15 protein-coding genes are annotated in these 14646 nt (G+C 54.6%); 6 read left to right on the forward strand and 9 right to left on the reverse strand.

Annotated elements, in window-relative coordinates:
- Position 1: 1 nt before the first annotated feature.
- Genes arnC through arnF form a run of 6 tightly spaced genes read left to right on the forward strand, consistent with a single transcriptional unit; the run spans position 2 to position 6236 of the window.
- Positions 2-985, forward strand: coding sequence for an undecaprenyl-phosphate 4-deoxy-4-formamido-L-arabinose transferase (gene arnC / locus N0B36_RS08875; protein WP_049281478.1), 984 nt, complete (start codon positions 2-4; stop codon positions 983-985).
- On the forward strand, positions 982-2964 hold the full coding sequence (gene arnA / locus N0B36_RS08880) for a bifunctional UDP-4-amino-4-deoxy-L-arabinose formyltransferase/UDP-glucuronic acid oxidase ArnA (RefSeq protein ID WP_259687106.1): 1983 nt from the start codon (positions 982-984) through the stop codon (positions 2962-2964). The genes arnC and arnA overlap by 4 nt, the downstream gene beginning before the upstream one ends.
- On the forward strand, positions 2961-3863 hold the full coding sequence (gene arnD, locus N0B36_RS08885) for a 4-deoxy-4-formamido-L-arabinose-phosphoundecaprenol deformylase (protein ID WP_259687107.1): 903 nt from the start codon (positions 2961-2963) through the stop codon (positions 3861-3863). The genes arnA and arnD overlap by 4 nt, the downstream gene beginning before the upstream one ends.
- Positions 3860-5518, forward strand: a complete 1659-nt coding sequence (arnT, locus tag N0B36_RS08890) for a lipid IV(A) 4-amino-4-deoxy-L-arabinosyltransferase (protein WP_131379688.1) — start codon at positions 3860-3862, stop codon at positions 5516-5518. Before arnD ends, arnT begins: the two co-directional genes overlap by 4 nt.
- On the forward strand, positions 5515-5850 hold the full coding sequence (gene arnE, locus N0B36_RS08895) for a 4-amino-4-deoxy-L-arabinose-phosphoundecaprenol flippase subunit ArnE (protein ID WP_016153819.1): 336 nt from the start codon (positions 5515-5517) through the stop codon (positions 5848-5850). The genes arnT and arnE overlap by 4 nt, the downstream gene beginning before the upstream one ends.
- Positions 5850-6236, forward strand: a complete 387-nt coding sequence (gene arnF / locus N0B36_RS08900; RefSeq protein ID WP_181221399.1) for a 4-amino-4-deoxy-L-arabinose-phosphoundecaprenol flippase subunit ArnF — start codon at positions 5850-5852, stop codon at positions 6234-6236. The genes arnE and arnF overlap by 1 nt, the downstream gene beginning before the upstream one ends.
- Before the next feature lie 2 nt (positions 6237-6238).
- On the opposite strand, the gene pmrD is transcribed toward arnF, so the two are convergent.
- The 9 genes from pmrD to N0B36_RS08945 form a co-directional block, all read right to left on the reverse strand.
- Positions 6239-6502: a signal transduction protein PmrD gene (gene pmrD, locus N0B36_RS08905; protein WP_104651206.1), complete on the reverse strand. Its 264-nt coding sequence runs from the start codon at positions 6500-6502 to the stop codon at positions 6239-6241.
- Between the two features lie 95 nt (positions 6503-6597).
- Positions 6598-8022 carry an o-succinylbenzoate--CoA ligase gene (gene menE / locus N0B36_RS08910; protein WP_259687108.1) on the reverse strand — a complete coding sequence of 475 codons (1425 nt, stop codon included), beginning with the start codon at positions 8020-8022 and terminating at the stop codon, positions 6598-6600.
- A complete protein-coding gene (gene menC / locus N0B36_RS08915; RefSeq protein WP_259687109.1) occupies positions 8019-8981 on the reverse strand; it encodes an o-succinylbenzoate synthase in 963 nt (320 codons plus the stop codon). The genes menE and menC overlap by 4 nt, the downstream gene beginning before the upstream one ends.
- On the reverse strand, positions 8981-9838 hold the full coding sequence (gene menB, locus N0B36_RS08920; protein WP_003027671.1) for a 1,4-dihydroxy-2-naphthoyl-CoA synthase: 858 nt from the start codon (positions 9836-9838) through the stop codon (positions 8981-8983). The genes menC and menB overlap by 1 nt, the downstream gene beginning before the upstream one ends.
- 14 nt (positions 9839-9852) lie before the next feature.
- A complete protein-coding gene (menH, locus tag N0B36_RS08925; RefSeq protein WP_155574476.1) occupies positions 9853-10611 on the reverse strand; it encodes a 2-succinyl-6-hydroxy-2,4-cyclohexadiene-1-carboxylate synthase in 759 nt (252 codons plus the stop codon).
- On the reverse strand, positions 10608-12278 hold the full coding sequence (menD, locus tag N0B36_RS08930; RefSeq protein WP_103766578.1) for a 2-succinyl-5-enolpyruvyl-6-hydroxy-3-cyclohexene-1-carboxylic-acid synthase: 1671 nt from the start codon (positions 12276-12278) through the stop codon (positions 10608-10610). Before menD ends, menH begins: the two co-directional genes overlap by 4 nt.
- Before the next feature lie 84 nt (positions 12279-12362).
- Positions 12363-13661: an isochorismate synthase MenF gene (gene menF, locus N0B36_RS08935; RefSeq protein WP_103766579.1), complete on the reverse strand. Its 1299-nt coding sequence runs from the start codon at positions 13659-13661 to the stop codon at positions 12363-12365.
- 104 nt (positions 13662-13765) lie between these two features.
- Positions 13766-14071, reverse strand: a complete 306-nt coding sequence (gene elaB / locus N0B36_RS08940; protein ID WP_003027683.1) for a stress response protein ElaB — start codon at positions 14069-14071, stop codon at positions 13766-13768.
- Between the two features lie 63 nt (positions 14072-14134).
- The gene (locus tag N0B36_RS08945; RefSeq protein WP_016153827.1) at positions 14135-14596 is read right to left on the reverse strand and encodes a GNAT family N-acetyltransferase; all 462 of its coding nucleotides are present in this window, start codon (positions 14594-14596) and stop codon (positions 14135-14137) included.
- Between the last annotated feature and the right edge of the window lie 50 nt (positions 14597-14646).

Genomic DNA, 14646 nt, shown 5'->3' on the forward strand with positions numbered 1-14646 from the left:
CATGTTTGAAGCAGCACCGATCAAAAAAGTCTCGGTGGTCATTCCCGTTTTTAATGAACAGGAAAGCTTACCGGAGTTAATCAGACGTACCAGCGCTGCCTGCGAAAAATTGGGCAAAGACTATGAAATTTTGCTAATTGATGACGGCAGCAGCGACCATTCCGCACAGCTGATGATGGACGCTTCCCAGGCACCGAACAGCCACATTGTTTCTATTTTATTGAATCGCAATTACGGGCAACACTCGGCGATTATGGCCGGTTTCAGTCATGTCACCGGCGACGTGATCATCACACTGGATGCCGATTTGCAAAACCCGCCGGAGGAGATCCCACGGCTGGTCGCCACCGCAGATGAAGGCTTCGATGTGGTCGGCACGGTACGTCAGAACCGTCAGGACAGCGTATTTCGTAAGACCGCCTCACGAATGATTAACCATCTGATTCAGCGCACCACCGGTAAAGCGATGGGCGACTACGGTTGCATGTTACGCGCTTATCGCCGCCACATCGTCGATGCCATGCTGCATTGCCAGGAGCGCAGTACCTTTATCCCGATTCTGGCCAACATTTTTGCCCGGCGCGCTACGGAAATCCCGGTACACCATGCAGAGCGAGAATTTGGTGACTCCAAATACAGCTTTATGCGTCTGATCAACCTGATGTATGACCTGGTGACCTGTCTGACCACAACGCCACTTCGTATGTTGAGCCTGTTGGGCAGCGTAATCGCCGCCACTGGCTTTACCTTGTCTATCCTGCTTGTGGTTCTGCGTCTGACGCTCGGTCCACAGTGGGCCGCGGAAGGGGTATTCATGCTGTTTGCCGTCCTGTTTACCTTTATCGGCGCACAGTTTATTGGCATGGGTTTACTCGGCGAATATATCGGTCGCATCTATAACGATGTCCGCGCCCGCCCCCGCTATTTTGTTCAACACGTTATCCGCCCACAAACCACGCAGCCAACCGAGGAAAACCGCGCATGAAAGCCATCGTATTTGCCTATCACGATATGGGATGTCAGGGTGTCCAGGCTTTGTTGGATGCCGGTTATGAAATCGCTGCCATTTTTACGCACACTGATAATCCGGGCGAAAAAGCATTTTTTGGATCGGTTTCCCGCCTTGCCGCCAGCGCCGGAATTCCGGTTTACGCCCCGGATGAGGTCAATCATCCCTTGTGGATTGAACGCATTAGCCAACTGGCGCCGGATGTTATCTTCTCGTTCTACTATCGTCATTTACTGAGTGATGAGATCCTCAGTCTTGCGCCTGCCGGGGCTTTTAATCTGCATGGTTCGTTGCTGCCGAAATACCGTGGTCGCGCGCCGCTGAACTGGGTATTGGTCAATGGCGAAACCGAAACCGGCGTCACGCTTCACCGCATGGTCAAACGCGCGGATGCTGGCGCCATTATTGCCCAGCAGCGCGTCGCTATTTCGCCAGATGACGTGGCGATAACGCTGCACCATAAATTGTGCCAGGCTGCGCGTCACCTGCTGGAACAGGCACTGCCCGCGATTAAAACCGGGGATTATGCAGAACGCCCCCAACAGGAAGCAGATGCTACCTGTTTCGGTCGCCGTACACCGGAAGATAGCTTCCTCGACTGGAACACACCTGCCGTAGAGTTGCATAACCAGGTCCGCGCCGTCAGCGATCCGTGGCCGGGCGCATATAGCTATGTCGGTACACAAAAGTTCACCGTCTGGTCATCGCGCGTTTGCGTAAATAACTCAGCGGCCCAACCGGGTACCGTCATCTCCGTTTCTCCTTTGCTGATCGCCTGTGGCGATGGCGCCCTGGAAATTATTACCGGACAAGCTGGCGATGGTATTGCAATGCAAGGGTCGCAACTGGCGCAGGTTCTGGGCCTGGTTCCAGGCTCCCGCCTGAACAGTCAATCAGTTACCACCACTAAACGTCGTACACGCGTGCTGATCCTTGGCGTCAATGGCTTCATTGGTAACCATCTGACCGAACGCCTGCTGCAAGAAGATCATTACGAAGTGTATGGGCTCGATATTGGCAGTGACGCCATTGGACGTTTTCTGCAGCATCCGCGATTCCACTTCGTCGAAGGCGACATCAGCATTCACTCCGAATGGATTGAATACCATGTTAAAAAATGCGACGTCGTGCTGCCGCTGGTGGCGATCGCAACGCCAATCGAATATACCCGCAACCCGTTGCGCGTATTTGAGCTCGATTTTGAAGAGAACCTGAAAATCATTCGCTACTGCGTGAAATACCGTAAGCGCATCATTTTCCCGTCAACGTCCGAAGTCTACGGCATGTGTACCGACAAAGTCTTCGATGAGGACAGCTCGAATCTGATCGTCGGTCCGGTGAATAAACCACGCTGGATCTACTCCGTTTCCAAGCAGTTGTTGGACCGCGTAATCTGGGCGTACGGCGAAAAAGAGGGATTGCGCTTCACCCTGTTCCGCCCGTTTAACTGGATGGGGCCGCGTCTGGACAGCCTTAACGCCGCGCGTATCGGCAGCTCACGCGCCATTACCCAACTGATCCTCAATCTGGTGGAAGGTTCACCGATTAAGCTGATTGAAGGCGGCAAGCAAAAACGCTGCTTTACCGACATTCGGGATGGTATCGAAGCCCTGTACCGCATCATTGAAAACGAAGGCGGACGCTGCGACGGTGAGATTATCAACATAGGTAATCCGCAGAACGAAGCGAGTATTCAGGAACTGGCAGAAATGCTGCTTACCTGCTTTGAAAAACATCCATTGCGTAGCCACTTCCCGCCGTTTGCCGGTTTCCGTGACGTCGAAAGCAGCAGCTACTATGGTAAAGGTTATCAAGACGTTGAACATCGTAAGCCCAACATCCGCAATGCGAAACGCTGCCTGAACTGGGAGCCCACCATTGAGATGCAGGAAACGGTAGAAGAGACGCTGGACTTCTTCTTACGCAGTGTGAATATCACGGAACACACATCATGACCCAAGTCGGCTTGCGCATAGATGTCGATACTTTCAGGGGGACGCGCGAAGGCGTACCCCGCCTGCTGGAGACATTGAACCAACATAACGTGCGGGCAAGTTTTTTCTTTAGCGTTGGACCGGACAACATGGGACGCCACCTCTGGCGTCTTGTGAAACCACAATTTCTGTGGAAGATGCTGCGCTCAAACGCCGCATCACTTTACGGATGGGATATATTGCTGGCGGGAACCGCCTGGCCGGGAAAAGAGATCGGCCTGGCCAACGCGGCGATCATTGCACAAACCGCCCTGATTCATGAAACCGGTCTGCATGCCTGGGATCACCATGCCTGGCAGGCGCGAAGCGGAAACTGGAATGACAAACAGCTGATTGATGATATTTCACGAGGCATCACGGCCCTTGAAACTCTTATCGGACAACCCGTCACTTGTTCTGCCGTTGCCGGATGGCGTGCCGACGATCGCGTCGTCCACGCCAAAGAAACGTTCCATCTGCGTTATAACAGCGACTGTCGGGGAACGTCGTTATTCCGTCCGGTGCTGACATCCGGGAAAACAGGTACGCCGCAAATTCCCGTCACGCTACCCACCTGGGATGAAGTGGTTGGTCAGGAAGTCCAGGCGGTGGACTTCAACGCTTACATTCTCTCCCACATCCAGATGAGCAGAGGAACACCGGTGTATACCATTCATGCGGAAGTTGAAGGCATCGCCTTTCAGCAGAATTTTGACGAGCTGCTTACTCGCGCCGCAGACATGGGGATAACATTTTGCCCGCTCGGCGACCTGTTACCGGACGATGTCAGTTCGCTGCCAACAGGGCAGATCGTGCGTGGCAAAATACCCGGCAGAGAGGGATGGGTCGGCCGCCAACAACCAGTGAGTGTGACAAGATGAAACTTACTGTCCGCTACACCCTGGCATTTATCGCTTTTATTGCGCTGTATTTTATTCTCCCCATCAACAGCCGCCTGCTGTGGCAGCCTGATGAAACGCGCTATGCCGAAATCAGTCGGGAAATGCTGACCTCTGGCGACGGGATCGTTCCGCACTTTTTAGGGCTGCGGTATTTTGAAAAACCGATTGCCGGATACTGGTTAAACAGCATCGGGCAATGGCTGTTTGGCGCCAATAATTTTGGAGTCAGAGCAGGAGCCATTTTTGCCACTTTGCTGACGGCGCTTATGGTAGCCTGGCTTGCCATGCGGTTGTGGCGGGATAAGCGCACCGCCGTACTCTCTTCGGTTATCTTTTTAACGTTTTTTTCGGTTTACAGCATCGGCACCTACGCGGTACTTGATCCCATCATTGCGCTCTGGCTAATGGCGGGCATGTGCTGCTTTTGGGAGGGGATGCAAGCCACCAGCAGAACGCGCAAAATTACCGCCTTTCTGCTGTTAGGGTTAACCTGCGGCATGGGCGTGATGACCAAGGGTTTCCTGGCACTCGCCGTTCCTGTGCTCAGCGTACTGCCGTGGGTTTTCGTACAAAAGCGCTGGAAAGATCTCATTATCTACGGTCTGCTGGCAGTAGTCGGTTGCATCGTGACTGTGCTGCCTTGGGGAATAGCGATTGCCCGGCGTGAGCCGGATTTCTGGCATTACTTCTTCTGGGTTGAACATATTCAACGCTTCGCGCAGGAGGATGCCCAACATAAGGCCCCCGTCTGGTACTACATTCCGGTATTGGTGGCTGGCGCATTACCGTGGCTCGGGCTGCTCCCCGGCGCGCTGCGTACGGGCTGGCGTGAACGGGATGTTCCGCGCAGTGCACTGTACCTGTTAAGCTGGATTATCATGCCAATCCTGTTTTTCAGCATCGCGAAAGGAAAACTGCCGACCTATATTCTTTCCTGCTTCGCGCCGCTGGCAATATTGACGGCGCGGTTCGGCCTGCAGGCCGCGCAAAAAGGTGCAACCGCGCTGCGCGTGAATGGCTGGATCAACGTTCTGTTCGGTGTAACCGGCATTGTCGCCACGTTTATTGTTTCTACACTGGGTCCATTAAAGACGCCGGTCTGGTCGCATATCGAAACCTATAAGGTGTTTTGTGCGTGGGGCATTTTTATCATCTGGACGCTCTTTGGCTGGTATACGCTAAATAACCGCGAGAAGAACTGGACGTTCGCAGCGCTGTGTCCATTAGGCCTGGCACTGTTGTTTGGCTTCTCCATTCCTGACCGGGTGATGGAATCTAAACAGCCACAATTTTTTGTCGAGATGACCAAAGAGTCGCTGGAGTCGAGCCGTTATATTCTCACCGACAGCGTTGGCGTCGCCGCGGGGCTGGCCTGGAGCCTGAAGCGTGACGACATCATAATGTACGGACAAACGGGCGAGTTAAAATATGGCCTTAACTACCCGGATGCCCAGGGGCGTTTTGTCGGTCGGGGGAACTTTGCCGAGTGGTTAGCGCAACATCGTCAGCAAGGAAACATTACGCTCGTGCTCACAATTGATAAGGATGAAGATATTAATCGACTTGCTATCCCTCCCGCTGACTATATCGATAATCAGGGGCGTCTGGTCCTGATTCAGTATCGGCCGAAATGATCTGGATAGCCTTAGTTCTCGCCAGCCTGCTCAGCGTCTGCGGTCAGTTATGTCAGAAGCAGGCGTCGCGACCCGTTCCCGTTCGAGCGCGAAAACGCCACATTACGCTATGGATTGGGCTTGCTCTGGCAAGTCTCGGTCTGGCCATGCTGCTATGGCTGGCGGTGCTGCAGAACATTCCGGTCGGCATCGCCTACCCCATGCTGAGTCTTAATTTTGTATGGGTGACTCTGGCTGCCTGGAAAATCTGGCGCGAACCCGTCACCCCGCGCCACTGGCTAGGTGTGGGGTTAATCATCACCGGCATCTTTATTCTTGGGAGCGCGGTGTAATGGGCATCTTTTGGGGATTATGCAGCGTTATTATCACTTCAGCCGCCCAGTTGAGTCTCGGCTTTGCGATGGATAATCTGCCGCCAATGCTGCAGCCGCAGCAATTCATTTCCGCCGTATTCTCTCTTAGCGTCAGCGCATTTGCTCTGTATGCCGGACTGGCAGGGTATTTACTGTCGGTGATTTGCTGGCATAAAGCGCTGCACCAGCTCGCACTGAGCAAAGCGTATGCCCTGCTCAGCCTGAGCTATGTACTGGTGTGGGTTGCATCAATGATCCTGCCCGGCTGGCAGGGAATATTATCAGCGAAAGCGCTCGCCGGAGTGCTGTGCATCATGGCAGGGCTACTGACGATTTTTTTACCTTCACACCAGCGCCAACCCTGAGATTATTTATCTTCAGACAGTCGTAACAGGCGTTCCCATTCCTCGCACGTGTACTGTCTGGCATCAATTATTTTGATTAACCGTGAGGTATCGCGATTAATGCAATACAGTGCATCTTTCAGCGGTGAAAGGAGGTCTCCGGGCTTAACCCACTCGGAAGATTGCGCCTCAGCCAGCATCTTTAGCGAACCGCCGCTATCACAAAGTACGATATAGAGCCTGCCTGCTTTTTTGTGACAGCAAGACTTCTTCACATGCCATTCCATAGCGCACCTTTTGTTAAAAAATTTCACAACAGGTTACACATTAGCAGATAAACAAAATGACAATAGCGACTCAATAGCGAAAGTGAGAAATGTAATTACTGTTTGCTTAATTTTAAGAATGAAGCACTTACCCAATCTGACAGCGCACGACGAGAGATTTTAATCCCTCCGGATTTTAGTTCGGGTGGCAATGTCAGCCAGCATACCGGTTGCTGAAAGCGGGCCAGCTTATCTTTCACCCACTCTGCCAGATTGGTGTCACCCGCATTGGTGTCATACTCAACGACCGCCACCGGGCGATGACCAAACTCTTTGTCTTCTATCGGCACAATGAAGGCTTGCAGAACATGCGGATGCGCAGCAATCACGCGTTCCACCTCTTCCGGCTGTATGCCTTCCCCGCCGCTAAAGAACAGATTGTCCATCCGACCGACAATGGTTAACTTGCCGTCCTTCAACACCCCGCGATCGCGGGTGGCAAACCAGCCTTCCGCGTTTACTAAAGGAATCAGCTGCCCGTTACGCCAGTAACCTTGCGCCATGCTGGCGGCACGCAGCCAGACTTCACCATCAACGATTCTGACTTCTCTGCCTGCCAGGGGCGACCCCACATCCGCCAGGCCATCCGCTTCTTTCGCACAGACCGTAGAAGCAAACTCCGTTAAACCGTAACCGCACCAGCAGCGAATCCTTTGCTCGCGCGCCTGTTCCGTCAATTCAACAGGAATTGCCGCGCCACCCAAGAGCACTGCTTTGAGCGTTACCGCCGTTTTGTTGACCAGCAGGCGCCACAGCTGCGTGGGCACCAACGAAGCATGGGTGCATCCAGCCAGCATTTGCTCCAATGGTTGCTTGTCGCGCACGGTCATTCGTGCCCCGGCAAACAACCAACGCCACAAAATACCCTGGCCGGAAACATGAAACAGCGGCAGCGAGAGCAGCCAATCATCTTCAGCGTCAAACGGCATTAATGACAGCACGCCCTGCGCGCTTGCCAGATGAGCCTGACAGGTATGCACCGCTGCCTTTGGCAATCCGGTAGAACCTGAGGTTAACGTCATCGTGCTCAAACGCTGGGGTAACCACGCGGCGGCATGCTTGCCTGGCACTGCCTGCATCTGCAACGGATGGAGTCCCGTGAGAACATTAGCTGCCTCAAGATCCAGCGCAAAACGCAGCGTTAAGTCCGGGACCAGCGCGTCAAGCAGCGATTGAGGCAGCTGTGGGTTAACAGGTAAAACCCGCGCCCCACATTGCAACAATGCCAGCCAGGCCAGCAAAGCACGCGGATGATTCCAGGCGCGAAGCAGGACGCCATCGCCCTCTTCCACGCCCTGAGCGGCAAAACCGCTGGCCAGATGGTCAACGCGCGTGCAGAGCTCGCTCCAGCTTAATACTTCATCGTTGAGGCGTAGAGCAGGCACCTCTGCACGAACCTGTCGCCAGTGACGCCACGGCCAGTCATCGGGTTGTACCAGGCCCGATATGCTTACGCTATCGGGCATTTCCCGCTGGGTCATAGCAGGCGTTCCAGCGCATCAACATCGATACACGGCAATGCGCTACCCGGCCAGGTGCGTACCTGCTGGCACTGCATCAGGCTCAGGGTATCCAGCCCCGGAATGGTCTGCGGCGTCAGCCAGGCCGCAATTCGCGCCAGTTGGGTTAAGCCCAGGCTCGACTCGATCGACGAACTAATAACAGCGGTGAGACCAAGTGCATGCGCCGCTGCCACTTGTTCGCGCACTTTATCGAGACTGCCCGTCAGCGTAGGTTTGATAACCACTGCCTTGACGCCCTCTTCGGCTTCGAAGATGAAATCCGCTTCACGCAGGCTTTCATCCCAGGCAATGGCAATGCCGGTTTCACGCGCAAAAGCACGAGAGTCATCGCGGGTTTTGCATGGCTCTTCGAGAAAAGCGATGCGCCCGCGGTACTCTGGATTAACGTACTTCGCGAACTGCTGGGCTTTCAACGGCGTCCAGGCTCGGTTGGCGTCAAGTCGCAAATGCAGCTCCGGGATAGCCTCAAGCAGCAGGTTGGCGACCATACCGTCACGAACCGCTTCATACAGTCCGACCTTGATCTTCGCTACTTTTTCACCCGGCATGTCCGCCAGTTGCAGTACCAGATCATCAGGATCGCCCGTACACAGCGGCGCTGCACGGTAGTCTGCGTCCACTGGCAATACGCCAGCCAGTTCGGCCAGCGCACAGCTTGCGCCAAAGGCGACCGAAGGCAGCTGCGGTAAGGAAGAATCCCCCTGTAGCCAGCCGTTGACCCAGGCCAGCAGCTCGGTTTGCGCCTCTTCCCAGCTCTCCTGACTGAAGCCCGGCAGCGGGGAGATCTCTCCCCACCCTTCGCGCTCGCCGTCACAAAGGCGAACGTACAGCCCGTCACGCGTTTTTAACCGCCTGTCGCGCAGAATCACCCCCGCGTCCATGGGGATCTGCCAGCGGTATACCTGCGCGCTACGCATTACGGATTCCGTTTAAATTTGCTGAAATCCGGCTGACGTTTCTGGTTAAAGGCGTTACGGCCTTCCTGACCTTCTTCCGTCATGTAGAACAGCATGGTGGCGTTACCCGCCAGCTCTTGCAGACCAGCCTGACCATCGCAGTCGGCGTTCAGTGCAGCTTTTAGGCAGCGCAACGCCATCGGGCTGTTTTGCAGCATTTCACGACACCAGCGTACGGTCTCTTTTTCCAGATCGGCCAGCGGAACCACGGTGTTTACCAGGCCCATATCCAGCGCTTGCTTCGCATCGTACTGACGGCACAGGAACCAGATTTCACGCGCTTTTTTCTGACCGACAATACGCGCCATGTAAGAGGCACCCCAGCCGCCATCGAAGGAACCAACTTTCGGACCGGTCTGGCCGAAGATGGCGTTTTCAGCCGCAATGGTCAGGTCACACATCATGTGCAACACATGGCCGCCGCCGATGGAAAAGCCTGCAACCATCGCCACTACCGGCTTCGGACAGGTACGAATCTGGCGCTGGAAGTCCAGTACGTTCAGGTGATGCACACCGGAATCATCCTGGTATCCGCCGTAGTCACCGCGCACTTTCTGATCGCCACCCGCGCAGAATGCTTTGTCGCCAGCACCGGTCAGAATAATCACGCCAATGTTGTCATCATAGCGAGCATCCGCCAGCGCCTGGATCATCTCTTTCACGGTGACCGGACGGAAGGCATTGCGTACCTGCGGACGATTAATGGTGATTTTTGCGATACCGTCGGTGGATTTCTCGTAGAGAATGTCGGTGTAGCCTTCAGAGCAATCGTGCCATTCTACCGGTGCGTAAAGCATTGTTTCATCAGGATAGATCATAAAATGTCCTATAGTCAGCGATGCAGAATCTGAGCCAGACAGTCCACCACGCCAGCGGGATTGTCCCGATGCGCGTTGTGTCCGGCATTACGAATCACATGGCTTGGTACGGATATTTCCGCCGCCAGAGCACGGAATTTATCGTCACGTTCACCACATAAATAATAAAACGGAAATGTGCGCGTAGTGAGTTGCGCACGTAAATCAGGTTGTACGGCTAGCGAGGTGGCCTCCAGCATCGCTGCCAGCGTATGCCCGTTATTCTGGCTACGCAGTGCGACCAGCGCTTCTCTTTGCGCCGCATTCAGCGAGGAAAAAACCGGCTGTTGATACCAGTCAATAAACACCTCGCACAACGGCTCAGCGCGAAAACGCGCAGCCCAGCGACCATCAGAGAGGCGACGCTGAACGCGCGCCTCCTCACTTTGCAAGCCTGGATGTCCACCTTCAACCACCAGACCGCACAGCCCTGGCATCTCCTGACAAGCCGCCATCATCGCGACTCTGCCGCCAAGAGAGTAGCCTACTAGCCAGTATTTAAGTATGTTGTAACTAAGTAACGTGTTACGCAGCAAAGCGCTTACGTCGTCGAATCCGCTCACGCTGATGTCAGCGGAGCCACCGTGTCCCGGCAGGTCGATATACAGCCGCGAATAATTCTTAAACGCTTCGCCAACCCTCTGCCATTCCCGACAATCACCGGAAAAACCGTGCAGGAAAACCAGCCAGGGAAATCCCGTCTGGCCCACTTTCGCCTGCGCGTGCAGGATCATAGATGGCTTACCTGCGCCAGCAGTTGCTGCAGGGTTTGCGCCCCATCAGTTTCGTTTACCACCAGCTCAATCACCGTTGCCGCTGGAGTACGCCAGGCGTTAGTCAGCGCGCTCTCCAGTTGCTCCCAGTTTTCCGGGCGCTGGTATTTAAGGTTAAACATGGCGGCAGCATGCTCAAAATGCACGTTCTGCGGCATCAGGTAGAACCGTTCGCGTTCGCTTGCTGGCGTCGGCAACAGGGAAAAAATTTGCCCGCCGTTATTATTGACCACTATCAGGACAAACGGCGCGGAAACCTGGCGCAATAACGCCAGCGCATTGAGGTCATACAGCGCAGATAAATCGCCGACGATAGCCAGCGTCGATTTCGCACTGGCACGCTGTACGCCTGCTGCCGTTGACAGCAGGCCGTCAATGCCGCTCGCGCCACGGTTGCTATAGACCGGGTAACCCGCCGGAAGCTGCGACAGCGCATCAATCAGGCGCACCACCAGACTGTTGCCCACGAACAGTTGCCCCTGCTCCGGCAAGTATTCGCGGATACGGTGGGCTAATTGCGCTTCACCAAACGCGTCGCGACGGGCTTCTACCGCCTGCCAGGCCAGTTGCGCCAGGCGTGGGATCTCCACGCACCAGGGCTGACGTTTCTCCGCCGGATGCAACTCCAGCCAGTCGCCAACCGTCGCTACCAGTCTGCGCCCACGATGGTGAGCCGGATCGAGGCGGCCTTCGATATTATCGACAATCCAGTATTCCTGCGGATCACAGCTGGCCTGCCATTGCAGGAGCCGTTTTCCGGTCAGGCTACTGCCAAGCTGCACCACAATCTGCGCCTGCTGTAATTCAGTGACCGCTTTCGCATTCCCCAGCCACAGGTCGGCGCACGGCAAAGGTTGTCCGGTTTGTGACAGAACATCGCCAATCAGCGGCCAGCCTAGCATCTGCGCCCACTGCGCAACCTTTTTGCCCTCTTCCGCGCTCATGCGGCCTGCAACAACAACGCCGCGTTTTTGTCGCCAGAAAAACCAGTCACGCTGTTTGTCGCTTTCCAGCCGACGCGACTCACGCAGCCAGGGTTTATCATCCTGCCACCAGTCGCCAAGGCGCTGCTGCCAGTCAATCCCCGTTTCGTCCATATCGCCATACAGCGGTTCTGCAAATGGGCAATTGATATGAACCGCCCCGCTATGCAGCGCAGCTAAGGCGTTATCAATGGTGGATACCAGCCAACTAGCCGGAATGTTCTGGGTCGGGCGCGGTAAAGAGAGCGTTTGCGATGGATGCGAGGCAAACATTCCGGTCTGACGAATCGCCTGGTTAGCGCCGCAGTCGATAAGCTCAGGAGGTCTGTCAGCCGTGAGTAGAATCAGCTTTTCACCGGTCAGGCCCGCTTCAATCAACGCGGGATACAAATTTGCCACCGCCGTACCGGACGTCACAATCACAGCGACAGGCTGCCGGCTGACTTTTGCCAGACCTAAGGCCAGATGCCCAAGGCCACGTTCATCAAAATGAGTATGGTGAATAAAAGCCGGGTTTTCCGCAGCCGCCAGAGTCAACGGTGTAGAACGAGAGCCAGGGGCAATGCAGACATGCCTGACGCCGTGGCGAGTGAGTGCTTCCAGAATGACCGCCGCCCAGCGTCGGTTAAATGCGCTTACTGACATGAGATTGTCCGGTATCAATATTGCGACACAGTATAAAGAATCGAATAAATGGATTTTTGATATGAGTCGGTAATATACAACTCATTACCCTTCCATCTGTAATAAAGTGCGCAGTCCTGCCGCTTTATTGTCTATTTCTTGCCATTCCTGTTCAGGATCTGAACCACGCACGATCCCTGCCCCGGCATACAGGCGTACCACATTTTCACTAATTTTCGCCGACCGTAATGACACGCAAAACTCGCTTTGGCGCAGAGAAAGGTAACCCGCAGAACCGGCATACCACTCGCGTTCAAACGGTTCATTATGTTGGATAAATTCACGCGCCAGCTCACGCGGAATACCTGCGACTGCCGCCGTGGGCTGGAGCTGCATCAGACAAAGCGTATCATCAGCCTGATTCAGTTCCGTCCAGATACAGCGGCGCAGGTGCTGCACTTTGCGCAGTCTGAGCACCTGCGGCGGCAGCACATCAAGAGTTTGCGTACAGCCTTGCAGACGCTGGCAAATATCTTCGACCACCAGCATATTCTCGCGCTGGTTTTTATCATCTTTCATTAGCCATTCCCCCAACTGCCAGGCCCGATGATCCTCAGGGTGGTTGGCAACGGTTCCCGCCAGCGCCTCGGTGCGCAGCGCCGTGTCACGCCGCCGATACAAACGTTCAGGGGAAGAACCAAGAAACGCACACTTTGCGGAGAACGCCATAAAGAAATGGTAGCAGTTCAGGTTTAGACGACGACTGGAAGCCATCACGGCCGCGGCGTTAACCGACTGAGAAAACTGTAAATCGGTCGCCCGCGCCAGCACGACCTTATCGAGCTGTTCCCTATTGATCGTTTGCGTGGCGAGCTTTATCAGATCTGTCCAGCCAGTTTTATCCGGCCAGTTCTGTTCTCCCGTCAAACGCAGACGCAATGCGGGCAGCGGCTTTACGTTAGCGAGCGATGAGATAAACGCCACCGCCTGCGCGGCGTCTTCACGCAGCGACACGTCGCTAAAGAGATGTAAGCGTAAGCTCGCCACCCCGGCGCAACGTCGCCACTCCAGCCGTGGCAATAACAAATGGCCGCGCTGAGGCTCAAAGGCATTCAGGCCCCAGATACGCAGGTCAGGATTATCATCATGCTGGTGTAAAAAATGCTGGGCTAATTCGAGCGAGGAAAATGTGGCAACAGCGCCCAGTACGGCGGCTTCTTCATCGCCATTACGCTGTTGCCAGTAAAACTGGGGCCAGACAGGTTGACTGGCCAGCCATCCTAAAGCGTCAAACGCATCATTCAGTGGGAAAGGGATATCGTAAATACGAATTCCAGGTGCTGCTGGTATCTCTTGCGACAAATGACGCATCAGACTTTCCAGCGCAGTAGTGATTGAATGCACGCGGACCTCTCCCTGTTAAAAACCTCACATTATACGGGGTACTGAGCAGAAAAAGCAGTACCCCCAGTTAGGGAGTACGTACAAATGCGCTGACGGAATGGAATTTATCGCCGTGCTAACAATAATCCCATCACTAAACCGACCGTGGCACCAACGCCGATTCCGCGCCAGGGTTTTTCATGCACATAATCATCCGCCCGGCAAACGGCTTTCTTCGCGCGGTAATAGTAGCTGTCAGAGGCATGGCTGACGCGATTTCTCACCTCTTCTAACGCCCGCTCTGCCCGCGCTTTTAACTCAAGGTATTTTTGATCGGCTGGATCGCCGGAAGAACGCAGCACCTCCTCCAGCGTTTCACTCAATAATTCCAGATCGTCATCGATACGTGATTCATAAGAATGAAAAGACATTTTATTCTCCCTTTCTATTGACGTACCCGCTAACTATAGACAATCAGGCGTGTTTGCGCCTGTTTACGCCTGATGTGCTTCCCGCGCCATTCCGACGTGTGGAATACCGTCTTCGTCATAGATATCCGTGACCGGCACAAAGCCAAAGCGCGCATAGAATGATTGCAAATGTGCCTGCGCCCCCAGATACAGCGCCTTGTGCGGCCAATGCTGCGTACAGGAGGCCAACGTCTGAGTCATTAGCTGTTGCCCCAATTTTTCACCCCGCAGCGCTTCGCTTACGATCACCCGCCCAATGACGACCGGCTCAAGTTCATCATCGCTTTTCAGAATCCTCGCATACGCCACCAGTTCATCGTTATGCCAACCCAGAATGTGCCGGTTTTCACCACTGAGGTCATCACCATCCACATCCTGATACGGACACCGTTGCTCAACAACAAATACCGCACAGCGAAGCTCAAGAATGGCGTACAGCTGCTGTGTATTGAGCTTTGCATGGTGGAGATCTTGCCAGTGAATCATAGTCTGCCCCTTTGTTGTGATAACCTGAACACCCTGCCTTATTGATGGCG

Origin of the sequence: Citrobacter sp. XY323 (genome assembly GCF_025106035.1) — a bacterium.
Taxonomy (GTDB): Bacteria; Pseudomonadota; Gammaproteobacteria; order Enterobacterales; family Enterobacteriaceae; genus Citrobacter; species Citrobacter braakii.